A 22,885-nucleotide genomic window follows, 5' to 3' on the forward strand; every position below is an offset into this window, starting at 1 on the left:
AAAACACGTGAGAGTGGTATTAACATTCACCGTGAATAATAAAGACGTGCAGAGATATAACATCTCTACACGTCCTTTTTATCCTGTCAGCGGCTACTACGTTCAAGTTTTTCCTGACATTCGGTACAGGTGGTTACACCCGGCAGTGCTTGCCGTCGCTTTTCTGGAATGGTTTTACCACATAAACGACAGTGGAATAATGATGGCCCAGGCCCTGGTTTAAATCGATTCTGCTCAATCATCTCATCCAGTCGCTGTTCATTAAACTCCTGATCGCGGTCAATCTCATCCGGCATGTGGCGTCCTCCTGTCAGCGGCAGCGTCCTGTTCGCACAGTGCGATACGTTTCCAGACCATGGTGAGTGATAGCCCTTCGACCTTAGGCTTCAGGGCTTCCGTTACCTGCATCATGGCAATCAGTGCGTCAGGCGATTCGAGGTTGCCCACCCGGCATTGCTGCCATTGCCGCCAGATCTTGGCATCCGTCTCTTCATCCGGCTCAGGTGTACGTCCATTTGGCACGCTGACACCCAGCAACCGTCGGCGAAGGCAGACGTCATTAGACGTCAGGCCAAAGTAGTGGTTGAGCAACGCAATAGAACCGCCCAGACGGATAGCCCGGTTAATCTGCTGCTGTTGTCGGTATTCCTGTCGGGCCTGCGCCAGCAAATGATGCAGAACATCATGGCGGACACTGACCGAAACAAAGGGAGCCGCCGCCCGGCTGACAGCAAACAGTTCATCGAGTGATAACTCATTAAGAGCATTCATTTCGTCGAAAGTGAATCCGAGGGACTCGCAGTAACGAATATTGCCTTCTTTCAGAGCATGAAGGACGTCGGTTAATACGTCATAATTCAATGTCGGGATCATAATTCTGTACCTCCCTTAAATATTTTCAGCGGTTGGTTAATTTAAGGTTGATCCATTCATCAATTTCAGATTCCAGCCACGCCACGCTGGCAGGGCCAATTTTGATGGAGCGAGGAAAATCGCCATTTTTCATATACAGGTAAATCTGAGAACGTTTAAGACCCGTTTTTTCTTCAACCTGTTTCAGACGCAACAACTGATGTGCTTTCATTGTTTTCTCCTGTAATGGAAATAAACCGGGTATGCCCGTAGATAAAAAAACACGGCGAAAGATGGAGAAAAAGCTAATGAACCCGTATTAAGGGCAGGTAACCCCTTAATACGGGTTATGTATTGGGACGGATAAATATCCAGTTAGTGAGGCAAGGATGCGGAAGAAGGGGAACCCCGCTCCAGCGCATTTTTCAACGTATCGCCACTTAGACGATCAGTGATACCGTCATCCGAAGCCCACTGCTCAAAAATGGATAGAAGTTTGTAGGGTTGCCGGATTAGTGGGCTGATCGCCTGATTATGTTTGCAGGCGAGCCAGAAAAGACGAGATAATGGTGTCGAAATTCGGGTGGACGTTAAAGATTTTTCCTTATTTCCGCAATATATTTCGATGAGTTTTTCCAGTTCAGAATGCCGGATAACAAAGCAGGCATCTGCAGGTAAACTATGTAAAGGGAAATACCCAGTGCGATTATTGATCTGTATTTTGCTATTTTTTATTTTTTCAGTAATATCAAGAGCATTTGCTGGAGGTAATCGTTCAAGTTGATGCTGTATTCTTGATGCCCAATTCGTCTTTTCAAAGAGTTGAAATGTTTCTCCTCCGAAGATAAGAGTTATTCCATAATTTTCATCATTCGCACCTTTAACAGGTAATGGAATACCCAATGCTAAAGCAAGCAATCGTTGCACTAGAACATATTCATAACTAGATAAATCAGTATCGATAACCCTTTGAGAGGGAAGGAAATATTTTCCATTGGTGCTTAAAATTAAATTTCTGCCGCTTGTAAAACTATTGCTTTCAAGCATGCAAAGTTGTTTTATGAGTGAATTTTCAATTGGCCTTAACCTTAATTTTCGATCTTTTTTTTTGCACGACGTAATACTATTAATGATTGAAAGTAGATGGATAGATAAATTCTGCTATTTAATGCATATCGATAAATATCACTCTCTGTAATATGAACGTTTGCTTTACGTTTGGCTACCATTACAGCTTCCCTTACAGTAAACCATTCCTGTGAGCTTTCTCGAATAGTAACGATTTTTTCGTTTTTTGACATGATACATCTCCTTTCACGAAGCACCATATTTTGATGGTGTTGTCAGATATAATGTCTGGTGAAATGTCAGCGTTAATATGTATTTTTTTCGTTGCGATATTTATTGTTAATATGAGTGTGTGGTTTATTTATATATTTTTATGTAGATAACGAAATTTTAAAAACGAGAGTGCGGCAAATCTTTCTGTTTAGAACCGAAGATCGATACTTGAATAAAATTTCAATAGTTAACAGTTTCTTCACTCGCTGCTTTAGCCTGACATCGCTATAAAATGAGAATGGTTCTTTACCCTGTATAACAGAAACACCTGAAACCGCGCTGGGGTGGCAGTTTATGATTTAATTTATTGAAATTTATAGTGAAAATACATGGTCACCTTCCTGCAGAGCAGTATGTCTACCCTGAAAGCCCTATCTGAATATGTAAGTTATGTAAGAAAATTTGTGTTTACATTAAAAAATGTTATGTTATAACATATCATTTATAGCAGCTGTTTAGGGGATTTCAAGTGTTTGTCTGGCGTATGCGGTTCATCAAGAAAGATTGGTTTGATCTGAGAAGGGATTACATATGTCCGTGTGCTTGTTTACTGTGGATCACCTTGTTATCAGTTTGTTGTACCTGCACAAAGCCATTGAAACTGATTTTTAGCAATGAGCCAGAAATTTTAACACTGAATGACATTGTGTTGGATACAAGCAAAACCCCAAACTAGTTATTGATTTTTCTTTTTACTATTACTGGATTTTTCCAATACTGAAAACTGGGGTTTATTATGGATATAAAAGTAGTTGCCTTTACAATCGCATCGTTATTAAGTGCCAATGCTTTAGCAGTCAGTATAGATTATAGACATGAAGTCAAGGATACAGCTGAAAATTCGCAAAAGGATCGTTTGCTTATTTCGCACAGATTCAGTAATGGTTTCGGATTGTCTTCGGAAGTAAAATGGAAAACGGGAGATTCTGACGCTGAGAGCAATAAAGTTTACCATGAAAACGTCAGTGATGGCTATGAAGTGGTCCCCAGTTATTTATATCGCCTGAATAAATTATTTGCTCTAGAGGGCGGTATCAATCTGGCGGTTGACAGCAGTTATACAAATTACAGACCGTACGTAAAAAGCTACGTATATTTTACCGATGATCTTAACTGGTCATTACGCTTGCGTCCGTTTTACAAGCGTTATAGTGGCAATATCAATACAGAGAAGGATACACAGGAAAAGGGGGTTACAGTAACCTCCGTTGTCAGTTATCGTCTGCCGGGAAACTGGGGGATGGAATATGAACTGGAATACCATAAAACCAATTCTGAGTATTATTCGCCGGTTGCAGACAATAAAGATTATCAGTGGACCCACGATATTAAAGTTTCTTACGCGATAGATAAAAACTGGAAACCCTATGTGGCCGTGGCTAACGTCCCGGGCAGTAAATATACGGACGAGCGTCAGACGCGTTATCGCGTCGGGGTAACCTACAGTTTCTGATAATGGTTTCCACTCCTTCAAAAACTGCAATATCGAAGAATTTTAGCAGGGAAAAATTAATGAAAGTATCTGATTACTTTGCACCGCTGTACTTATCTAGTGTGATTGCCAGTACATTGATTTTTACTCCTTTCGTATTTTCAACTGAGACTTCTGCTTAGGCTGGCACTGATACCGTTGTCATCCCGGAGAGCTACGAGCCTGGCCAGTACGATCCGGTGCTGCACCGCGGACGAAGTGGCGAGTTCCATATTTACAGGGACTCTACCGGGTATCCTGGTCAGGCGAATGGCAGACAACTTCAGAGGGCGGCAATGGCAAGGACACTGGCAACGAAGCCTGACTTTATGATTCTGGATGAAATGTCCTCCATGCTGAATCCTGCGACAACGGCAACGTTGATGGATGTGGTAAAACAATCTGTTAATCAAGGCGGTGGCGTGCTGATGATAAGTCACGATCATGAACTTGTTGATGCGGTTTTCGATGAGCTCAGACAGCTTTGACATGAACAATTATTGTCTACCCAGTAGTCCGATAGTTAACCTGTTTACAAAAACTGTTGCTGGTCATGCTGATGGTTTATTCCCGGTTAAGCGGGCTAATTAACCCAAAGTGATGAACCATCCGGGACTGGCAGGTAAAGCTGAAAGAATAGATTTATTGCCATGATTTTCCCCGAATCAAAATACAGATTAGCTTAACCACCTATTGTTATGTTATAACATATCAAGTATGGGCGGAATGAAAAGAAGGCTTAGCATGAATACAGATAATCGTATTCCCGTTACCGTTCTGACCGGGTTTCTGGGATCAGGCAAAACCACACTACTGAACAATATTCTCAGCCAGCAGCACGGCCTGCGGGTGGCGGTTATTGAGAACGAATTCGGTGAAATCGGTATAGATGATGCATTGGTCATCAATGCAGATGAAGAAGTCTTTGAGATGAATAATGGCTGCATCTGCTGCACGGTGCGGGGCGATTTGATTCGTATCCTGAGTCGTCTGATGCGCCGCCGCGATAAGTTTGATCGTATTCTGATCGAAACCACCGGGATGGCCAATCCCGGGCCGGTTTCACAGACTTTCTTCGTTGATGATGAAGTTAGTTCTGCACTTCGTCTTGACGGTATCATCACAGTGGTGGATGCCAAACATGCCGGTTTGCATCTGGACGACAGCAGTGAACTTTGCGAACAAATCGCTTTTGCCGATGTTCTCCTGATGAATAAGGCCGATCTTGTCTCGCCCGCTGAACTGGACGAACTGGAGGTTCGCCTGCGCAGCATGAACGCTCTGGCGCGGATCCAACGCACCGTGAATGCGGAAGTTGATATACCTACGGTGCTGGATGTCGGTGGGTTTGATTTACAGCGCGTCTTACAGGAACGCCCACAGTTTCTGGAACCTGAATATCCGTTTGAGTGGGCAGGCATTTGGAATTTATCGGCGGGCGTAACCGAACTGCATTACACCACCGGGCCTGATCCGTCCATCGATGTTTTGTTTACTGCCGTACCTGAAAGCAACGAACACACCTTTATGCAGCTTATCGCGCAGGCTGATAACGCATTTTCCCGTGACAGTTTGCGGGGGGAAGTGGATGTTGAACTGGTTCCTTCACCTCGGGTTGTATCGCTCCTGGTCCCTGAAACCGGAGCACAGACGCTCAGAATAGCGATCCCCGAAGAGGGAAATTATGCACTGGTAACCGAGCATCTGCCCGAAGAGTTTGAGCTGGCGCTGTACTGCAATAATGTGGCGCAAAAGCCTGTCATATCCCGCGCCTTCAGCGCAGCACACAGCCATGACGAGGAAGTGACGTCCGTAGGTATTACCGTGGACGGTGCGTTATCGGAATATAAATTGAACAACTGGTTACGATTGCTATTGTCATCGCGGGGACAGGATATCTTCCGCTCCAAGGGCATCTTGAACCTGGCAGGAAAAGACCAGCGGGTGGTTTTTCAGGGGGTTCATATGCTGATGGATGTCAATGTTGATCGTGACTGGAAAGTCGGAGAGCCAAGACGCAGTGAGATCGTCTTTATTGGTCGCAATCTGGATCGCCAGATGTTAATCCGGGGAGTACAGGCATGTCTGGCGTGACAGATAGTACTGAATTTCGACAGCAGCTGGTTCCATTATGGGCGACGAATGCTAATGACTATATCAACCTGTTAGCCTGGTCGCCGTCTGGGCGATTACTGGCTTGCGCCAGTGCAGATGGCGAGGTTGCGCTTTACTCGGGGGATGACGGTCGTCTGCTATGGCGGCATTCAGCACATGAATTAGGTACGACGGCGCTGGCCTGGTCGCCGGACGGGCAGAAACTCGCCAGCGGGGGCCAGGATGATTCTATTGTGATATGGGAGCCGGTAACCGGCGAACCTTCCGCATGCTGGAAAGCGGGGCGGGGCTGGGTGGAAAAACTGGCCTGGTCATCTGGTGGTATGCTTGCCAGCATTGCCGGTAAGCAACTCAAACTGTGGGATGACCGGGGGTTACTTAAGCAGGCTTTTGAGCCTGTGGACAGCACGCTGACAGGGCTGGAATGGATGGCTGACGGCAGTATTGTGACGTCGTGTTACGGTCAGGTCAGCCACTGGCAACCCGGCAAAGCAGAGCCAATACGAAATTATTCCTGGAAAGGATCATTACTCAGTCTAGCCACCAGTCCGGATGGTGCGTGGATAACAGCAGGCAGCCAGGAAGGTATCGTGCTGCTTTGGGCGAAATCTGTAGAAAAATCGTGCCAGATGAGTGGTTATAACTCAAAGGTTCGTCATCTCTGTTGGAGCCATGATGGACAGTTGTTTGCTACTGGTGCTGGGGAGGAAATGCTGATCTGGGATTGCAGTGGCGAGGGGCCGGAAGGCACTGAGCCTGATTACCTGCCGGTACATCTGGGAACAATTACGGCGCTGTCGTTCAGTCCCGTCAGTAAGTGGCTTGCCAGCGGTGCGGAGGACGGCATCCTGTTCCTTTATGATGCTGGAACACGGCAGGAACTGGCGATTCTGGCTGATGACGAAGCAGTTAGCGCGCTGTGCTGGCATCCGGAGGGGGAATATCTGACCGCAGGTTATGCGGATGGAACAGTCAAATTGCTGCGGCTGACCGGTCACGACTGAGAGAAGCAAATGAAGAGAGAACTGCTAACGATCCTGAATGGTTTTCTTAGTCCAGGTAAAACCACGCGGTTAAAAATTTGTTAAGGCAGACACCCCAGCTGCAGCTTCGATGTGCGTAATCGTGAACGATTTGAGCGAACAGGATGTCGGCGGCGTCCTGATTGCCAGTACAGAAATCAAGAAGGAACACCGTGAAGCGCAATACCGTAAGTAATCTGATAGAAAAAGATAATTTTGATACGCTGGAAAGTATTCTCAGCGTTAATATCCATTCTCTGTCGCGGCCGGGCGGTGGGACGTTGCTTTCAGACGTCCATTTTGCGGTCAACGCAGGAGAATGTCTGGCCATTATCGGGCCTAACGGCAGCGGTAAAACTTCCCTCGTGAGAGCAATTAGTCAGGAACTGACCCATCTAAACGGTGACATTCTTCTGCGGGGCCGCTCTATGTCTGCTTTATCCCGTCAACAGCGGGCCAGGCTGGTTGCTGTTTTGGCCCAGAATGATACACCTGATACGAGATTATCCCTTGAGGATTATGTAGCGCTGGGGCGTATCCCTCATGCCGGGGATGTACCGCGTAATGTACATGACGCGATTGTAGCAAATGCCATTAAAGAAACCGGATTACAACTGCTACGCAGGCGGTCACTTTTATCGCTTTCCGGCGGCGAAAGACAACGGGCAGCGCTGGCACGGGTACTGGCACAGACGCCCGACCTGGTATTGCTTGATGAACCCACCAATCATCTCGATCCTCCCGGGCGCGAGGAACTGCTTTCCCTTGTAAAAACCAAGGGGATTACCGTCGTGGCGGTGTTGCACGATCTGACACTGACAGAATCATTTGCTGACCGTGTTCTCCTCTTGTCGCAGGGACAATCAGTGATCTGTGACACACCGGAGAGGGTACTGGTATCAGAATACCTTTATCCCGTCTTTGGTTTGACCAGTTTTACCGTACCGCATCCCCATACAGGAAAGGCGTTGCGTATTTTTGAAGTTCCGCATTATGCATAAATTACTTTCTGAGAGTCAGTGATGAAAAAATTGTTTATATCCCTGCTGGCGGTACTGTCTGCTTCAGTAGCCAGTGCTGCTGATTTTCCTGTTACTATTGAAAGTTGTGGGACTCCTGTAACATTCGCCGGCCCGCCGAAAAGGGCTGTGATCAACGACCTTAATATGTCAGAAATGGCGTTTGCACTGCATTTGCAGGATCGTATTTTTGGGCTGACCGGTATTAGTGGCTGGTACAAAATGACGCCGGAATTTAAAAAGGCGATGGGCTCGATCCCTGAACTGGCACCCAAATATCCCACCCTGGAAACATTGCTGGCAGCCGAACCTGATTTCTTTTTCGCTGGCTGGAACTATGGGATGAAGGTGGGTGGCGAAGTGACGCCGGATACGCTAAGCAAATATGGCATCAAGACTTTTGTTCTGAGTGAAAGCTGTGTGTTCACCACTGCGCACAAAAATAAAGCCACCATGGATCTGCTGTATAACGATGTCCTCACGCTGGGTAAGATTTTTGGCAAGCGCAATGACGCACAGTCCCTGGTCAGCGGCTGGAAAAAGAGGTTGAATGAACTGCCGAAGCCAGCGGCAGGTACCCGTCCTTTAAAGGTGTTCGTCTACGACTCAGGCGAGGATAAACCGTTTACCAGTGGTAAATATGCGATGCCTACGGCCATAATTGAGGCGGCTGGTGGTAAAAATGTAATGGAGGCGCTGGATACCAGTTGGGGAACGACTTCCTGGGAAAGCGTGGCCGCTACTGAGCCGGACTTCATTATTTTGTTGGATTACCAGACGGGCAGCGGTGCGGATGCACTGCGTCATTTTCTTGAGAATCATCCGTTAATGAAACTGACTCCGGCTGTTCAGCATCATCGATACCTGAAATTACAATATGCTGAACTGACGCCGGGACCTGCTAACGTTGATGCGGTGGAAAAACTCGCGCGGGCAATGTACCCGACAGCGGCGAAGTGATGCCCATGTCGTACCGTTATCACTGGGCGATGTGGGGAGCCATGGTAGTGCTGATTGGATTAATGTTATTCAGTATTACCAGAGGGACAGTCTCACTGTCGCTAATGCAGGTGCTGGGAGCACTGAAACTGGTGGATGAGCCGGTATCTGCCATGGTCAGCAGAATTGTGACGGATTTACGCGTACCGAGGATGTTGCTCTCTGTGCTGACAGGGGCGGGACTGGCAATGGTAGGGGCGTTGTTACAAACTACCACCCGTAACGATCTGGCCGATCCTTTTTTGTTCGGGCTATCCTCCGGCGCGTCAGCGGGAGCGGTGCTGGTGATCACCCGTTTTGGTGATCGACTGGGTGTATTAACGCTCCCCGTATCGGCGTTTGTTGGTGGTGTGTGTTCCGCCATAGCAGTAATGCTGTTGTTTCATTTTAAAAAGCAACGCGGAGCTGAGCATCTAATTCTCTGCGGTCTTGCCATCTCTTTTTTGTTCGGGGCGCTGACCAGTTATTTCATTTTTTCGGGAGATCAGCGAGCCGCCAGCTCTGTGCTTTTCTGGTCACTGGGTGGTCTGGGATTAGCCACCTGGAATAATTTGCCTTTCGCAGTATTCAGCCTGGTGTTGCTGTTTGCCTTTGTCCTGTTGCGGTGGCGCTCTCTGGATGGTGTGCTGGCAGGAGAACAGACAGCGTTGTCTCTGGGGATAAACGTAAGTCGTCTGCGGATCGAAATTTTTCTCTGTTGTGCACTGGCAACATCGTTGTTGGTGGCATTGACTGGCGTGATTGGATTTGTTGGCTTAATGGTGCCTCATTTGTGTCGGCATTTTGCAGGAGTTAAGCATCTATTGTTGTTACCTTTGTGTGGCGTCTGGGGTGCAATATTACTGTGTGGCGGCGATATAGTCAGCCGGACGATACTGGCACCGCAGGAACTACCAATTGGCATTATTACGGCGGGCATTGGAGGGTTGTTTATTATCATGTTACTCGCACGAAATTCGTCCAGAAATACGGCCTGTTAAGCTCATTTAAGACAGAAAAATCAGGCTCTGATGTCTTTTATTCATTGTGAAGAAAGAGGTTGTTGACGCCAATTATGAGAGCAACCGACAATCCTTGTTGACGGTTATATTTATTATGGAGTCAGGTAATAGTGTGATGACTTTTAGATATTTTAAAATTGATTTACCGCCTGGCTCGATTTCAATAATTATTCGTATTGGTGATTTAACCCTTTCTTCGACAATCAGGGCAAATCACTTTAACTTCAATATCTTTTTTTAGTACAGCACAACCATAGTCTATTGCTTTTTTCTCAATGCAAGTATGAATGAGGTGGTCAGTATGTTGAATTATTGTTCCGCAACTTGAGCAAATCAAAAAAAGAGTTACAATATCAGAGGATAAATTATTTTTTCTGATAAATTTACTACAGCATTCTATTTTTACGATAATCCCTGCCTGTTGCAAATAATCCAGAGAACGATAAACCGTAGCCGGTTTTGCATTCGGCTTATATTTCTTCATTAATTCTAGTATCTGGTATGCGCTAATGCCTTTTTCTTTTGCATGACTGACGAAATTATAAACACTCTCCCGGAGCGGTGTGAGCCGCACCTTCTTACTCTCAATCAGCTCTCTCAGCCCGGCACAATCCGATGACGAAAGCGCAGCTTCCCTTGTAATCAGAGAATAGGGTTTATTGCTCACCGATTCTGGCCTCCTGTCGTTGTCAACGCGATATCTTCTTTTCTTACCTCGGACGGCTGGAACTCTGCTGACGCAGTGATGGTGCGGAATTAAAAAGAAGAACTGGCAAACTCAATTGTTACGTTATAACATAACACATGATAAGTGAGGTTCCAATGTTTCTCTTACTGGAAAAAGCCCATGCAGGTGCAGTTTTTAAACTTGAAGATATCCTGGCATCAATACCCTGGGATTCTCATGGATTGATCGCTGCGATTGCACAGCAATATGACACTGGAGAGGTGTTGATGCTGGCCTGGATGAATCAACAGGCTCTTGATGAAACCTTATTGACTGGCAGAGCCTGTTACTGGTCGCGATCCCGATCATGCCTTTGGCGAAAAGGTGAGACCTCCGGCTGCGTTCAGCAAGTACATGATATCCGTCTGGATTGTGACGGAGATGCGGTACTACTGCTTGTGGATCAAAAAGGTGGAGCCTGCCACACAGGTCGGCGGAGTTGTTTTTACAACGCCATTAAAGGCGATGAGCTAACCGTGCTCAACGATCCTGGTTAATCCGAACACAACGAATATCTGAGGAGATGTAAGGTAATGTCCGAAGTCAGTGCAAATTTTCATGGCGATAAACGCCTGCCGGTTACCGTACTTTCGGGATTTTTGGGAGCAGGGAAAACAACCCTGCTTAACCATATTCTGAACAACCGGGAAGGCCGTCGTGTTGCTGTCATTGTTAATGATATGTCTGAGGTGAATATTGATGCTGCCCTAGTGAGGGAAGGTGGTGCAGAACTCTCCCGGACTGATGAAAAACTGGTAGAAATGAGCAACGGTTGCATTTGCTGCACATTGCGCGAAGATCTTCTTCTCGAAGTTAATCGTCTGGCAAATGAAGGGCGTTTTGATCAGCTTGTCATTGAGTCCACCGGTATATCTGAGCCTCTGCCTGTTGCTGAAACTTTTACCTTTGCGGGCGATGACGGTGAAAGCCTTTCGACGGTGGCCCGCCTTGACACCATGGTCACTGTGGTGGATGCGTACAATTTTCTCAAGGACTATGGTTCGCAAGACAGTATTCAGTCACGTGGAGAATCGCTCGGTGAAGGCGATGAAAGGAGCGTTGTTGACCTGCTGATCGATCAGATTGAATTCTGTGATGTGCTGGTCCTTAATAAAGTTGACCTTATCAGTGAAGCGCAAAAAGAAAAATTGATGGCGGTTTTACGTTCGCTTAATCCACGGGCGAGGATCGTTGTTTCACAGTTTGGACAGGTTCCCCTGGATAATGTACTCAATACCGGTCTGTTCGATTTTGATCAAGCCGCTCAGGCACCCGGCTGGCTGAAAGAATTGCGCGGTGAACATAAGCCGGAGACAGAAGAATACGGAATTTCCAGCTTTGTCTTTCGCGCCCGTCGGCCTTTTCATCCGACCCGTTTCTGGCAGGTGATGGAAAATGAACTGAACGGGGTCGTCAGATCAAAAGGTTATTTTTGGCTGGCCAGCCGTCCGGAATTTGCAGGCTCCTGGTCACAGGCCGGCGGCGTGTCGCGTCAGGGGCTGGGGGGCATGTGGTGGGCAAGTGTGCCGAAAGAACGCTGGCCGGAGGATGATGAATCGCTGAAGTTCATTATGTCTAACTGGATGGACGGCATTGGAGATGCGCGTCAGGAGCTGGTTTTTATTGGCATGGAGATGAACGAAGCAGAACTGCGAAACAGACTGGATTCCGCGCTGTTAACGGATGAAGAAATGGCTGAAGGACCGCAGAAGTGGCGTCATTATTCCGATCCTGTTGAGCCCTGGTTCGAAGAATGAATCGAAGGCACCCGTATTTGTCGGGTGCCTTCTTATGAGAGCGAAAAGGGGACAGATTTACAACAATTCTTCCCCAGCTTTTTTGAACCACTGTACAACACTATTCAGATGATGTTGCCCATATAACGAGACAAAACGTCTGGTTTCCTGATGGTCCTGGGACTCAAGGACTGCCAGACGGGATGCAATAAATGCCTGCGTCAAGGGAATTCCACATTCTTCTGTGATGCACCGGTACCATTGCTGGTAAGTTTTGGGGATCATATTCATGCTCCATGAATGAATAACAGGGATATCACCAGAGCCACAGCTAACGAACTCAGCGCCTGTTTTCCTGCCATTGCCGCGGCGAACCGCCAGTTTATTTCCCGGGCGATGGTAAATACCGTGACAAGGCAAGCCATCAGGGTAGAGGCGAGCCAGACAAGCAATAGAAGCTGAGATGTGCTGAGGGACTGTAATACGCTGCCACCATCCTGATTCAGCACCATGAGGCCATCTTTTCGTAACAGTGAAAAGATGATCCCAGGCATCAGTTCTGCTGGCAATTTAAAAAGATGAAGTAAAGGCGCAGTAGTTTCGCTCAGCCAGCGGGTGATACCTGCATAATCAAGCGTTCCCGCAATAAGGCAGATAATCAGGAACAGCGGCATAGCTTGCATGAGGAACTGACGGAGGATATTTCTCAGCATCCACGCCACGTTTCGCCAGCGCGGCCATTGTAGCCAGGTCAGCTCTGTCAAACGCGGATTCTCGCCAGGCTTTAATGGCCTGTTCCAGAGTCGCGTATGTATTGCGCCTGTGATAAACAGCAGACTGAGATAGGGGATAAAGAGCCAGGGTTGATGGGCGGCATTAAAAAGAGAAAGCGTCGCCCCGGTCTGATAGCTGCAAGCGGACCCAAAGCTAATCATGCTGATACAGGCATGCCGGGTACAGCGCGAACATGAACGGCTCTGAAAAACTGCCACCACGTTACAGCCAAAACCGCTTAATACTGGAATAAGATCCTGGCCGCTGAGAGCCACTTTTCGCAACCAGGGATCCAGCGTCGCGGTAATTCTTTCCTTAAGCCCACTATCGTCTGTCAGTGAAAGAGATATTCCGACCAGTACCACTACAGGAAAAGCCCATACGAAAGAATAGAGTCCGAGGCTAAAAAGACCGTAATTGCCGACAAATAATGCTTTCAGAACGTCGGGCCAGTTGGTCGTTATATTCTCAAGCGGCTGAATAACCGCACTGTCAATGACAGGCTGAATGAAATCTGACAGCAGCCATGCCCCCCATACCGGAACGGCAAACAGCAGGAAAAGGCATACTATTGCAGCAACTTTTCCACACCAACGATGTTCAAATATCGTTTGTTGAGGAGATTCAGCCAGCAGATTAATTACCGGTATCTTTTGATGGGGTAAAGAGACAGCGGAGGGTGCAGGTTTATCCTGCAACAGCAACTGCACTATTCCCTGGCGAACATTGCTGCCAGCTTCTCGGGCATTGACTGCCAGTACAGACGCACCTGATGTTTCACTCAGGTATTCAGTCACTTCCAGAAGGCCCTTTCTGATCTTATCAGCAAAGGTCAGGAGTATAACAACGTGTTTTGCCTGTGGCGGTATGAGGTGACAGAGCGTTTGCCACTCCTGCAGAGCGTGCGTGGCCCGCAGAACCACCAGAATGCCATCATGCTGATTTAGCGCATCAAGGGCGAGTTTCGTTGTTTCACTGTCGCTCTGAAAACGTATGCCTGGCGTATCAACCAGGCAGATCCCTGCATCATCAATGAGACCTTCCCGACATACAACGGTCGATCCCCTGAAATTACGCTCATCACTGGCAGCACTTTCCGTCAGGATATTAAACAGGGTAGATTTTCCTGCACTTTCTAATCCCATTAAAACGAATGATTGCATAAACACGGACCTCAGCACGCACAGTCCTCATCGGCACAGCAGTCAGGCTCTGAAGGCAGAACCCACCAGTCCCGTACTCCTTCAGAGGACAGGCCCAGATGACGCGTGATACTTTCTGCCACGATGGGAAAGCGCTGACGGAACTTATAGATAAAGCAATAAATATTACCGGCATGCCGCACATGAGGGCCGACAAGGTACAAACCAGGAAAAAGGGTTGAGCAGTCGTCGTCCGTTAAGACCGGATAGCCATCATCATTCCATTCGAAAAAAGCAGCCAGTTGCCTTGCCCCCCCGCCACACTGGAAGCCGGTAGCAAGCACAGGCATCTCGTCAGTAGCCCAGGCGCGTCCGTTTGTGGTATGGACTTTGTACGAACTTCCCGGGCCGGGCATTCTGATTACTTCACAGACATCCGCATCTTCATAAATTTCGAAAAGACGGTGATTCATCACTCTGTTCAAACGCTCACGGGTGTAAGGGGAAAGCGATAGACTGGGATCGCTGATGTGGTTAGTTGACCAGGGGGCCGAGCGGGTTAACATTCTTACCGATGAGCCATTTTCCAGCAGGTTTACAGCGGCATCCACTGCGCTTTCATAGCCGCCTATAACAATGTATTCACCTTTCCTGAAATCCTTCCAGCTGGTCACATCAGCGTAATGGCAACAAATATCTGCTCCAGGAAAAATCTGCCGGTCTGGGAACTGGAATTCACCTGTAGCCCATATTAATGAGCGCGTTTCAATTCTCTCCCCTGTTTCTGTTGTCAGCATAAAATGACCTGAACTGAGCAAGGCCACCTTTATAACCCTGGCGGGGGCCATGACGGGGATCTGATACTCATCCAGCACGGCATTGAGGTATTTTGCATACGTGTTTCCCCCGGCGTGTTCTTCACCGCAGAAAAGCGCCAGGGAACTGTCAGGCGTCACAGCATTAAGATCGGCTTGTCCGAACGGATTGGAAAAAAAAGAAGGAGTAATAAAGCGGGTTTCTTCCGGCCAGCGCATAAAGGAGGCACCCACTTCGTGACTATCCACGACGAGGATATCCTGTACGGCGCTCCGACGAAGAAGCGCCGCCATACCTACCCCAGCCGGACCCGCACCGACAATAACGACTTCGCGTGGTTGGTTCATAAAATTACCCTTTCATTATGTTATAACATAACAATTAATGTTGAAATTTTTTACATCCAGAGGGACAACTTATCGGATACGCCATGAGGTATTTTCGCCGACATCTTCAAGCTCAATGCCTTGCTCCGCTAATTCATTTCTTAAACGATCGGCCTTGTCCCATTCGCCCATACGTCGTGCCTCACTGCGCTGGTGAATTAACTTTTCAATAAGTTGCAGTTCTGCAGGATGAAGATCGCTGCGGTTTTTCAAAAAGGCATCCGCTGATTGTTCAAGCAAACCCAGCACATTCCCCAGGTCTTTCAGCGTGGTGGCAAGTGCTGAGGCTTCATCATCATTCGTTCCGCAAAGCCTGTTAATCTCTCTTGTCAGTTCAAATAAAATGGCAAGCGCCTGGGGTGTATTGAAATCATCATCCATTGCCTCACAGAATCTGGCCCGCCATGCATCGTGCTGTTCAGATCGAGACCCGTCAGCGAACTGGCATGCGGTGTAGAGCCGTGTCAGAGAGGCGCGCGCGAGGTGAATATTTTCCTCGCTATAATTCAGAGGCTTACGATAATGTGCGCTTAGCAGGAAGAAGCGCACACTCTGGGCATCAAACCGATTCAGAATATCGCGCAGGGTAAAAAAGTTATTCAGCGATTTCGACATCTTCTCTTTATTCACCGTCACCATGCCGGTGTGAAGCCAGTAATTTACGTAAGGGCCATCATTGGCGGAGGTGGACTGGGCAATCTCATTTTCATGATGGGGAAATATCAGGTCCGAGCCACCGCCATGAATGTCGAAATGGGTACCAAGGTAATGGCAGTTCATGGCGGAACATTCAATATGCCAGCCAGGTCTCCCTTCACCCCAGGGTGATGGCCAGACGGGCTCGCCGGGTTTTGCCCGTTTCCAGAGAACAAAATCCAGCGGGTCGCGTTTATATTCATTCACTTCGATGCGGGTCCCGGCACGAAGCATGGTAATATCCTGTCCCGAAAGCTTTCCATAGTCTTTTGCCGATGCCGTGGAGAACATGACGTCACCATTCTCTGCAATATAAGCAAATTGTCGATGCAGAAGTCGTTCGATCATACTGATGATTTGGGGGATGTGCTCTGTGGGACGAGGTTCGAAGTCTGGTGGCAGGATACCTAACTTCGCAAAATCAATGTGCATTTCATGCACCATCCGTTCTGTCAGGCTGCGCCAGTCCTCTCCCGTATCACGGGCGCGCTGAATAATTTTATCATCTATATCAGTAATGTTACGCACAAAAGTCACATCGTATCCGCGAAAACGCAGATAGCGGACAATCATATCAAAAGCCACAAAGGTTCTTGCGTGCCCCAGATGGCAAAGGTCATAAACCGTCACGCCGCATACATACATGCCGATTTTGCTCTCTTTAACCGGAACTAATAGCTCCTTTTGCATACCAAGCGTGTTTGTCAGTTTAATCATTACGTTTACCTCATTATTTTTAGATAGCAGCACACGAACACACCTGGCGCTAATTAACAGTCGTCCGGGATAAGAAAAAAATTATTTGGTGACAGTACGATTACAGTCCGGACAGATACCATGACTGGAAAGGGTAATTTCCCGTTCGGTCATACCATGTCCAGTGAGATGTGATTTTACCAGTTCAATGGCCGCTTCCAGGGCTGGATCCTGCTCAATAGGAATAACATGATGGCAGTTATCGCATTCAAAAAGTCCTACGGCAGCCCGTTGGGTCAGAGCGAAACGCTGAGTTCTTGCCGAGTCGGTATAACGCTGGACAATACTTACCTGCATTAGCCGCTCCAGTATTCGGTAAAGGGTCACACGATCGGGAGCCTGCTCGCCCAGTTGCTGAGTTAAATCGTCATGGCTCATGGCCTGGCTGGCATGTTCAAGGCACTGCAGTGTAGCAAGGGTGGATGGCGTTGCCCGCAAACCCTGTGCGCGCAACGTTTGCTTCCAGTCATACGTTTTGGCTACTGGTGTTGTCATATTTCCCCTCCGAGTCATGTCATTTGAATTCTGGCAGGAAGCCGGTATTATTGCAACTTGATTGCATTAACGTTTAGCAGCATAAGGCTGGATGCTATGAAAAGAACACCGCTCATTATCCTTAATGGTTTTCTGGGGGCAGGGAAAACAACTCTGTTAAAAAACCTTCTTACACAGGCACACAAACGGCAAATGGCGGTATCGGTCATCGTTAATGACATGAGCGAGCTTGATGTGGATGGCGTCCTGATAGCCAACACAGAAATTGTTGATGCAGCCAGTAACAATTTTGTAAGTATTTCAGCAGACAGTATCAGCAGCAGAAGCGGGATCCAGAAGCTGGATTCGGCGCTGAAAAACCTGCTCGAAAAACGGTCTCCGGATTTTATTTTACTGGAAACGTCAGGCAGCAGCCATCCTCTTCCCCTGGTCCGCTATCTGCGAGAACATACCCAGGTAAGTCTCAAAGCATTTTTGTCTCTTGTAGATACGGTCATGCTTAATGATGACTACGACGGTGGAAAGAAGCTTATTCCGGTTTTCCAGGAGCACCTCAACAAAGGGACCCGGGGAGTGGAAAGCCTGCTGGCAGAACAGATTATGTTCTGTAATAAGCTCTTACTAACCAAAAACGATCGATTGCCCTTCTATGTTGTCGCTGAGGTAGCCAGAGCCATACTTCCACTTAATCCGCAGGTTGCAATTATGGCTGTGCCGTGGGGAAATTTACAGCTGGATGAATTGCTTGCCATGCCGGATTACGATTTTCATCGGGTGGCGTTACTTATCGATGAGCTTCAGGATGCAATTGATGCAGTTTTGCCGGATGAACCCGACAAAAAATATGATATTTCGTGGCGTGTCATTGAGGATGACCGCCCGTTTCATCCGCAGCGGCTGTGGGATACCTGCCATCGCTTTATGGGCGCAGGTGTTTACCGCAGTAAGGGTTTTTTCTGGTTACCGGGAAGGGATGACCTGGCATTACTGTGGAACCAGGCCGCAGGAAGCATCAATCTTGAATTTATAAGCTACTGGAAAGCCGGGGTCCTGACGCACACTGATAATTCACTGACAAAGGAAGAACGCGCAGCTATCCGTGAGCAACTGGCAAAAATGCCGGGCAGATTTGGTGACCGGCGCTGCCGCCTGACGGTTATTGGCGAGAGAGGAGAAATTGACGATTTCGCCCTTGCGTTGCGGCAGTGTTTACTCACTGAAGAGGAGATTCTCTGGTGGCAGCATGGGGGGATTTTCCACGATCCCTGGCCCACGAAAGTGGCCCGGCTGGCTTAACAGGTTATTTTGCAGCGATAGTTAATGTTATGTTATAACGTTTCAATATGCTTTTTATCGGTACAGGACATGACTAAACCTACCCGTGATGAACGAGAAAAGATCCTGGCTATGCTGCCAGAAGACTACATGAACTCTGTGCAACAGGACTACTTCCGGCGGCTTATCCGCCACGAAAGGCAGGAGGTACTCGATCATATCGATCAAATGAAGCAACAGTTGCAGGAGAATCCCGAAACGGGTGACGAAGGGGATATCGCCATTCGTGAAGAGCAGTTACGTCTGTTGTTCAGACAGATAGACAGGGAAAGCCGCCTGCTGCCGAAATATGATGCAGCGCTGATACGGCTGGAAAAAGGAGAGTATGGCTTCTGCCGGGATACTGGCGAACCTATCGGCCTGCAACGCCTGCTACTCAGGCCCACCGCAGAATTAAGCATTGAAGCCAAAACCAAGGAGGAAAAAGTTGAGGTTCAGTACCGAAAGAAATAAAGCCGCCCGGGGCGCGGGCAGGGATAGGAACGAATAACAGATCAGGCAGGTATATATGAGTATGGCAGCGAAACAAACCTTATGCCCCGGCATGCTACCGGATATTCAGTCCACTAAGGGCGAGGATGAGGGTGAGTCATTATCCTGGGTCGGTATGGAGCAAATCGATCTGCCGGTAGATATCGCAGGCAGGCCGGTGGCCGCAAAGGTTAATGCCGGCATCAACCTTCTCAGTTCACCTGAAGCCGAAAAGGGGATCCATATGTCTCGCCTTTATCTGCTACTGGATGAACTAACACAAGGGGAAATGACGCCGGATTTATTGCAACGTGTGCTGAAAGCATTTCTGGTATCGCATCAGGGACGTAGTGATGAAGCCAGTATTGAGATTTCAGGGGAGGTGTTACTGTCGCGTAAGTCGTTAAATTCTAATCACTCCGGCTGGAAAGCCTATCCTCTGACTCTGAGCGCCGAACTCAGGCAATCTTTTACGGTTACCCTCAAAGTGGGTATCCCTTATTCGTCAACCTGTCCTGCTTCCGCTGCGCTTAGCCGCCACGTCGCGGGTTTGCAGTTTAGCAAAGACTTTGGTAACCGGATCGACAGGCTCCCGGCAGCAGAAATAGCGGACTGGCTTGTTGAGAAAGGAATGCCGGCAACCCCGCACAGCCAGCGAAGCTGGGCATGGGTGAGTATCCGGCTTAATCCTGAAGCAAAATCACTGCCTGTGATTGAGCTAATTGATTATGCTGAAGTTGCTCTCGGGACAGCCGTGCAAACGGTTGTCAAGCGGAGCGACGAACAGGCTTTTGCGGTGGCTAACGGTCAGAATCTGATGTTTTGCGAAGATGCTGCCCGTCGGCTCCATAATGTTTTTCGTTCGGCACCCTTCTGTGAAGCATTTGATATCAGGGTCGAGCATCAGGAAAGTCTGCATCCTCATAATGCCGTTGCCCGTATCCACTGGAAAGGAAGTAATAATGTTACGTAAAAACCCATCGGGTCATACCCCCATTGTTTCCACTAAAGCCTATATTGATCCCACCGCGGTCATTTGTGGGCGTGTTATTATTCATGATTATGTTTACGTCGGACCTTATGCGGTTATCCGGGCTGACGAGCTAAATGCAGACGGGGATATGGATCCTATCATTATCCATTCCCACTCTAATATTCAGGACGGGGTGGTTATTCACTCAAAAAGCGGCGCGCCAGTGACAATAGGAAGCGGAACGTCTATTGCCCACCGTGCAATAGTGCATGGCCCCTGTCAGGTTGACGAGCGGGTATTTATTGGATTCAACAGCGTGTTGTTTAACTGTCATATTCAGACTGGTTGTGTTATTCGCTATAATGCAGTTGTGGATGGCGTTACCTTGCCTGAGAATACCTATATTCCATCAACGGAACGCGTGGGGCCTGATTCCGATCTTAAAAGTTATTCGAGGGTAGACCCCGCTTCTTTACAATTTTCAGAAGAAGTGGCCAGTACCAACGTTAAGCTGGTCGAAGGTTATCAGAAGTTACGCAATGAATTCTGAGTATGGCTCGGCTGGTGCCGTTAACGTAACACCGTATTATTAACGATTTGTTATTAATGTAGCAAAATGATACTTGCCTCTTCAAACCTTTTGCGGAAGAGGCTTTTCTGTTTTATTAAAGAGGTAGCGGTGAAACTTTTTATTAATGATCTGACGGTCATGGATTTTAGTTTCCTTGATGCGGAAGCCGGACTGATTGGCGATAGCCTTATCGTTGATATTATTCTTGAGGGGGATCTGAATGCTGAATCAATGGTAATGGATTTCTCACATGCAAAAAAAAGTATCAAGCATGAAATTGATAAACTGGCCGATCATGTCCTTATTGTGCCGGAACAAAATAGTCATATTATTGTTAGTCATGCAGGCACTACGACGGGAGTCGCCATGCTGCGTAAGAATGGGGAGACCCAGTGTTTTATTTCCGGGCCGCAGGAGAGTTTCTGGCTGGTCCAGACAGATAATATTAATTCCCGTTGCCTTGAATCCCAAATAGAAAAACATTTACTGGCGTGTTTGCCGCAGGGAATAAAGGATATAACGATAACGTTACGGCCGGAAGGTATTAATGGTGACAGTTATCATTACTCGCATGGACTGAAAAAACATCGCGGAAATTGCCAGAGAATAGCGCATGGGCATCGCTCTGCGATCAGAATTTTTGTGGATGGTGAGCGAAGCCATATGTGGGAACAGGAGTGGGCAACGCGATGGAATAACGCTTATCTGTTAAGCCGGGAAGATGTCGCTACAGTGACAACACTTTCACCGCGTGCCGTAGCATACTGGCATAAGGGGCTGACATGTTCTTCCTGGCGAAGTTCTCAGGGATACTTTGAAATCATGCTTTGTTCTGAGGTAGTAGATATTCTGCCGTGTGATACCACGGTTGAGTCACTGGCTTTATTTATCAGGCAATCAATTGAGCACGGTTTACCCGCAGCGAAAATAGAAGTCCATGCCTTTGAGGGAGTGGGTAAAGGCGCTATTGCCTGACACACTATTCTACTTTTCAGGGGTATTGATCTGTTTTCTCTCGTAAAACTACAATACCCGGTTTTGTAGCTACGTATCTAATAAAAGGCGAGTCAACAACCTTTCTGTTTTTCGCTAATGATGATGCATTTCTGAACCAGATGTTATTGTGGTTTTTGATAATTATCCCAACATGTGAAACATCCAGCCCTCTTTTTGTTGAATAAATACCCACGTAATCACCTGTTTGCAGTTTATTTATTACCTCTTTATCTATCGCAGAAGCCGGTATATAGCTTATCCGGCGTGAGATAATGCCGAGACCCTTAACATATTCTTGTTTTTTATTCTTCTGGTTTAGCTGTTTGTTGACAGTAATAGTATATGGGCTGATGTCCTGAGTAATATCTTGTGCATTTCGCGGAGATGTGACCGCCCAGTCCGTGAAAAAATGTTTTCTGCCAGTAAAATCAATCTTTCCGTTTGTATAACGGGTATTAACAAGTTCAGATACATAAGTTTGCCAGCTACTGGCGTGCGCCATGGAGCGAACATAATCAAGAAAAGTAAAACAATCCACGGTGCTGGGGTTAGTGACCAGCCTCTCTTGCATCGAAGATGATCCAATCAGTGTATGAGCCTGGTAAGGCGTTCCGAGGAAACGGGAAGATATCTGAGCAACGCGTTCACTATAGCTGAGGCCCTTCCTGTACAAAGAAGTGGTATGAAGGATTTTGTTAACTTTAGCCTGACCTTCTTCAGTAGAATAGTCGCTTCGTACCTGCTGAGGTTCAGCAAATCCCGTGCAGCTATAAAACGAAAGGAGAAAGATGGTTGCTATTTTCATAAAACATTAACTTCCTCAGAGGTATTTCTCATTCCCCCCTGAGCGCGCTTTATAACTCTGGTTGTAGGCTGATATTCATGGATTTCTGCGCCAGGCCGGGTAATCGAACTGGCTTCTGCGGCGTCCCCGCCACGTTCTGTGCCATGTCAGCAATTACCGTGAAGGTCGTGATGGCCTTACACTTTGCAGCAGCGTAAGCCCCCTGGATAGCTGTCAATCCTGTGATAGGCGTGCTTAACAGGATTATCTTTACCGTGTTGAGTTGAAGCATGGTTATCTCCTGATGACATCACTGCTTGTTAATGTCAGGTGATGTTATATCATATCATTTTTATCTAGCACCGCAATTTTTTATGCCTTACGCAGGGATTGATATTTCCATGCAG

The 22,885-nt window shown here is 47.5% G+C and carries 23 protein-coding genes and 2 pseudogenes; 14 read left to right on the plus strand and 11 right to left on the minus strand.

The features are described 5' to 3' along the window. Positions 1 to 86 precede the first annotated feature (86 nt). From IAE48_RS06795 to IAE48_RS06810, 4 genes and pseudogenes are all read right to left on the minus strand, one after another. Positions 87 to 296 carry a TraR/DksA family transcriptional regulator gene (locus tag IAE48_RS06795; protein WP_200133889.1) on the minus strand — a complete coding sequence of 70 codons (210 nt, stop codon included), beginning with the start codon at positions 294 to 296 and terminating at the stop codon, positions 87 to 89. Next, complete coding sequence (locus tag IAE48_RS06800; RefSeq protein ID WP_181404180.1) at positions 286 to 873, minus strand: DUF2857 domain-containing protein; 588 nt, start codon at positions 871 to 873, stop codon at positions 286 to 288. The genes IAE48_RS06795 and IAE48_RS06800 overlap by 11 nt, the downstream gene beginning before the upstream one ends. A gap of 25 nt (positions 874 to 898) precedes the next feature. Continuing rightward, positions 899 to 1,084, minus strand: coding sequence for an AlpA family transcriptional regulator (locus tag IAE48_RS06805; RefSeq protein ID WP_044173390.1), 186 nt, complete (start codon positions 1,082 to 1,084; stop codon positions 899 to 901). Positions 1,085 to 1,227: 143 nt separating this feature from the next. After that, positions 1,228 to 2,153: pseudogene (locus IAE48_RS06810) on the minus strand (hypothetical protein). A gap of 776 nt (positions 2,154 to 2,929) precedes the next feature. Between IAE48_RS06810 and IAE48_RS06815 the strand changes: the two are divergent. The 7 genes from IAE48_RS06815 (at position 2,930) to IAE48_RS06845 (ending at position 9,799) form a co-directional block, all read left to right on the plus strand. Further along, positions 2,930 to 3,646: an oligogalacturonate-specific porin KdgM family protein gene (locus IAE48_RS06815; RefSeq protein ID WP_110223125.1), complete on the plus strand. Its 717-nt coding sequence runs from the start codon at positions 2,930 to 2,932 to the stop codon at positions 3,644 to 3,646. Between the two features lie 314 nt (positions 3,647 to 3,960). Continuing rightward, positions 3,961 to 4,152: an ABC transporter ATP-binding protein gene (locus IAE48_RS06820; protein ID WP_117128447.1), complete on the plus strand. Its 192-nt coding sequence runs from the start codon at positions 3,961 to 3,963 to the stop codon at positions 4,150 to 4,152. A gap of 256 nt (positions 4,153 to 4,408) precedes the next feature. Next, complete coding sequence (locus tag IAE48_RS06825; RefSeq protein ID WP_117128449.1) at positions 4,409 to 5,758, plus strand: GTP-binding protein; 1,350 nt, start codon at positions 4,409 to 4,411, stop codon at positions 5,756 to 5,758. After that, positions 5,746 to 6,783 carry a WD40 repeat domain-containing protein gene (locus tag IAE48_RS06830; protein WP_117128451.1) on the plus strand — a complete coding sequence of 346 codons (1,038 nt, stop codon included), beginning with the start codon at positions 5,746 to 5,748 and terminating at the stop codon, positions 6,781 to 6,783. The genes IAE48_RS06825 and IAE48_RS06830 overlap by 13 nt, the downstream gene beginning before the upstream one ends. A 191-nt stretch (positions 6,784 to 6,974) precedes the next feature. Beyond that, positions 6,975 to 7,802 carry an ABC transporter ATP-binding protein gene (locus IAE48_RS06835; protein WP_110223129.1) on the plus strand — a complete coding sequence of 276 codons (828 nt, stop codon included), beginning with the start codon at positions 6,975 to 6,977 and terminating at the stop codon, positions 7,800 to 7,802. A gap of 21 nt (positions 7,803 to 7,823) precedes the next feature. Continuing rightward, a complete protein-coding gene (locus IAE48_RS06840; RefSeq protein WP_110223130.1) occupies positions 7,824 to 8,780 on the plus strand; it encodes an ABC transporter substrate-binding protein in 957 nt (318 codons plus the stop codon). Then, positions 8,780 to 9,799: an iron ABC transporter permease gene (locus tag IAE48_RS06845; protein ID WP_110223131.1), complete on the plus strand. Its 1,020-nt coding sequence runs from the start codon at positions 8,780 to 8,782 to the stop codon at positions 9,797 to 9,799. The genes IAE48_RS06840 and IAE48_RS06845 overlap by 1 nt, the downstream gene beginning before the upstream one ends. A 205-nt stretch (positions 9,800 to 10,004) precedes the next feature. On the opposite strand, the gene IAE48_RS06850 is transcribed toward IAE48_RS06845, so the two are convergent. Further along, entirely contained in the window at positions 10,005 to 10,487 is a 483-nt protein-coding gene (locus IAE48_RS06850; protein ID WP_117128455.1) for a Fur family transcriptional regulator, read from the minus strand. A gap of 155 nt (positions 10,488 to 10,642) precedes the next feature. On the opposite strand from IAE48_RS06850, the gene hisI reads away from it, so the two are divergent. Both hisI and zigA read left to right on the plus strand, forming a co-directional pair. Further along, a complete protein-coding gene (gene hisI, locus IAE48_RS06855) occupies positions 10,643 to 11,044 on the plus strand; it encodes a phosphoribosyl-AMP cyclohydrolase (RefSeq protein WP_016530997.1) in 402 nt (133 codons plus the stop codon). Positions 11,045 to 11,080: 36 nt separating this feature from the next. After that, positions 11,081 to 12,304, plus strand: a complete 1,224-nt coding sequence (gene zigA / locus IAE48_RS06860; RefSeq protein WP_117128457.1) for a zinc metallochaperone GTPase ZigA — start codon at positions 11,081 to 11,083, stop codon at positions 12,302 to 12,304. A gap of 266 nt (positions 12,305 to 12,570) precedes the next feature. On the opposite strand, the gene IAE48_RS06865 is transcribed toward zigA, so the two are convergent. The 4 genes from IAE48_RS06865 to IAE48_RS06880 form a co-directional block, all read right to left on the minus strand. Further along, the gene (locus IAE48_RS06865) at positions 12,571 to 14,220 is read right to left on the minus strand and encodes a nucleoside recognition domain-containing protein (protein ID WP_200133890.1); all 1,650 of its coding nucleotides are present in this window, start codon (positions 14,218 to 14,220) and stop codon (positions 12,571 to 12,573) included. An 11-nt stretch (positions 14,221 to 14,231) separates the two neighbouring features. Next, the gene (locus tag IAE48_RS06870; protein ID WP_200133891.1) at positions 14,232 to 15,362 is read right to left on the minus strand and encodes an NAD(P)/FAD-dependent oxidoreductase; all 1,131 of its coding nucleotides are present in this window, start codon (positions 15,360 to 15,362) and stop codon (positions 14,232 to 14,234) included. Between the two features lie 69 nt (positions 15,363 to 15,431). Next, a complete protein-coding gene (gene cysS / locus IAE48_RS06875; protein WP_200133892.1) occupies positions 15,432 to 16,814 on the minus strand; it encodes a cysteine--tRNA ligase in 1,383 nt (460 codons plus the stop codon). A gap of 81 nt (positions 16,815 to 16,895) precedes the next feature. Beyond that, complete coding sequence (locus tag IAE48_RS06880; protein WP_110223136.1) at positions 16,896 to 17,348, minus strand: Fur family transcriptional regulator; 453 nt, start codon at positions 17,346 to 17,348, stop codon at positions 16,896 to 16,898. 96 nt (positions 17,349 to 17,444) lie between these two features. Between IAE48_RS06880 and IAE48_RS06885 the strand changes: the two genes are divergently transcribed. The 5 genes from IAE48_RS06885 (at position 17,445) to IAE48_RS06905 (ending at position 21,673) form a co-directional block, all read left to right on the plus strand. Further along, positions 17,445 to 18,644: a GTP-binding protein gene (locus IAE48_RS06885; RefSeq protein WP_200133893.1), complete on the plus strand. Its 1,200-nt coding sequence runs from the start codon at positions 17,445 to 17,447 to the stop codon at positions 18,642 to 18,644. Between the two features lie 69 nt (positions 18,645 to 18,713). Further along, entirely contained in the window at positions 18,714 to 19,136 is a 423-nt protein-coding gene (gene dksA, locus IAE48_RS06890; RefSeq protein WP_110223138.1) for an RNA polymerase-binding protein DksA, read from the plus strand. A 55-nt stretch (positions 19,137 to 19,191) separates the two neighbouring features. Next, positions 19,192 to 20,127: a GTP cyclohydrolase FolE2 gene (folE2, locus tag IAE48_RS06895; protein WP_110223139.1), complete on the plus strand. Its 936-nt coding sequence runs from the start codon at positions 19,192 to 19,194 to the stop codon at positions 20,125 to 20,127. Next, positions 20,117 to 20,677: a carbonate dehydratase gene (locus IAE48_RS06900; RefSeq protein ID WP_110223140.1), complete on the plus strand. Its 561-nt coding sequence runs from the start codon at positions 20,117 to 20,119 to the stop codon at positions 20,675 to 20,677. Before folE2 ends, IAE48_RS06900 begins: the two co-directional genes overlap by 11 nt. 129 nt (positions 20,678 to 20,806) lie before the next feature. Further along, positions 20,807 to 21,673 carry an isocitrate dehydrogenase gene (locus IAE48_RS06905; RefSeq protein ID WP_370568970.1) on the plus strand — a complete coding sequence of 289 codons (867 nt, stop codon included), beginning with the start codon at positions 20,807 to 20,809 and terminating at the stop codon, positions 21,671 to 21,673. A 16-nt stretch (positions 21,674 to 21,689) separates the two neighbouring features. On the opposite strand, the gene IAE48_RS06910 is transcribed toward IAE48_RS06905, so the two are convergent. Next, positions 21,690 to 22,499: a DUF1460 domain-containing protein gene (locus IAE48_RS06910; protein ID WP_200133895.1), complete on the minus strand. Its 810-nt coding sequence runs from the start codon at positions 22,497 to 22,499 to the stop codon at positions 21,690 to 21,692. A gap of 2 nt (positions 22,500 to 22,501) precedes the next feature. Further along, a pseudogene (locus IAE48_RS06915) lies at positions 22,502 to 22,770 on the minus strand (metal ABC transporter solute-binding protein, Zn/Mn family); the annotation flags it as partial. Between the last annotated feature and the right edge of the window lie 115 nt (positions 22,771 to 22,885).

This window comes from Kosakonia sp. S57, from assembly GCF_016516575.1.
Classification (GTDB): domain Bacteria; phylum Pseudomonadota; class Gammaproteobacteria; order Enterobacterales; family Enterobacteriaceae; genus Kosakonia; species Kosakonia cowanii.

What these genes read in the sequence shown, in the direction of transcription:
- IAE48_RS06830 (WP_117128451.1), top strand. Translation starts at nt 5,746, where the DNA reads ATGTCTGGCGTGACAGATAGTACTGAATTTCGACAGCAGCTGGTTCCA.
- IAE48_RS06900 (WP_110223140.1), top strand. Translation starts at nt 20,117, where the DNA reads ATGTTACGTAAAAACCCATCGGGTCATACCCCCATTGTTTCCACTAAA.
- IAE48_RS06880 (WP_110223136.1), bottom strand. Translation starts at nt 17,348, where the DNA reads ATGACAACACCAGTAGCCAAAACGTATGACTGGAAGCAAACGTTGCGC.
- IAE48_RS06865 (WP_200133890.1), bottom strand. Translation starts at nt 14,220, where the DNA reads ATGCAATCATTCGTTTTAATGGGATTAGAAAGTGCAGGAAAATCTACC.
- IAE48_RS06870 (WP_200133891.1), bottom strand. Translation starts at nt 15,362, where the DNA reads ATGAACCAACCACGCGAAGTCGTTATTGTCGGTGCGGGTCCGGCTGGG.
- IAE48_RS06815 (WP_110223125.1), top strand. Translation starts at nt 2,930, where the DNA reads ATGGATATAAAAGTAGTTGCCTTTACAATCGCATCGTTATTAAGTGCC.
- IAE48_RS06820 (WP_117128447.1), top strand. Translation starts at nt 3,961, where the DNA reads ATGGCAAGGACACTGGCAACGAAGCCTGACTTTATGATTCTGGATGAA.
- IAE48_RS06845 (WP_110223131.1), top strand. Translation starts at nt 8,780, where the DNA reads ATGCCCATGTCGTACCGTTATCACTGGGCGATGTGGGGAGCCATGGTA.
- cysS (WP_200133892.1), bottom strand. Translation starts at nt 16,814, where the DNA reads ATGATTAAACTGACAAACACGCTTGGTATGCAAAAGGAGCTATTAGTT.
- zigA (WP_117128457.1), top strand. Translation starts at nt 11,081, where the DNA reads ATGTCCGAAGTCAGTGCAAATTTTCATGGCGATAAACGCCTGCCGGTT.
- IAE48_RS06795 (WP_200133889.1), bottom strand. Translation starts at nt 296, where the DNA reads ATGCCGGATGAGATTGACCGCGATCAGGAGTTTAATGAACAGCGACTG.
- IAE48_RS06825 (WP_117128449.1), top strand. Translation starts at nt 4,409, where the DNA reads ATGAATACAGATAATCGTATTCCCGTTACCGTTCTGACCGGGTTTCTG.
- IAE48_RS06840 (WP_110223130.1), top strand. Translation starts at nt 7,824, where the DNA reads ATGAAAAAATTGTTTATATCCCTGCTGGCGGTACTGTCTGCTTCAGTA.
- IAE48_RS06885 (WP_200133893.1), top strand. Translation starts at nt 17,445, where the DNA reads ATGAAAAGAACACCGCTCATTATCCTTAATGGTTTTCTGGGGGCAGGG.
- IAE48_RS06910 (WP_200133895.1), bottom strand. Translation starts at nt 22,499, where the DNA reads ATGAAAATAGCAACCATCTTTCTCCTTTCGTTTTATAGCTGCACGGGA.
- IAE48_RS06800 (WP_181404180.1), bottom strand. Translation starts at nt 873, where the DNA reads ATGATCCCGACATTGAATTATGACGTATTAACCGACGTCCTTCATGCT.
- IAE48_RS06805 (WP_044173390.1), bottom strand. Translation starts at nt 1,084, where the DNA reads ATGAAAGCACATCAGTTGTTGCGTCTGAAACAGGTTGAAGAAAAAACG.
- hisI (WP_016530997.1), top strand. Translation starts at nt 10,643, where the DNA reads ATGTTTCTCTTACTGGAAAAAGCCCATGCAGGTGCAGTTTTTAAACTT.
- dksA (WP_110223138.1), top strand. Translation starts at nt 18,714, where the DNA reads ATGACTAAACCTACCCGTGATGAACGAGAAAAGATCCTGGCTATGCTG.
- folE2 (WP_110223139.1), top strand. Translation starts at nt 19,192, where the DNA reads ATGAGTATGGCAGCGAAACAAACCTTATGCCCCGGCATGCTACCGGAT.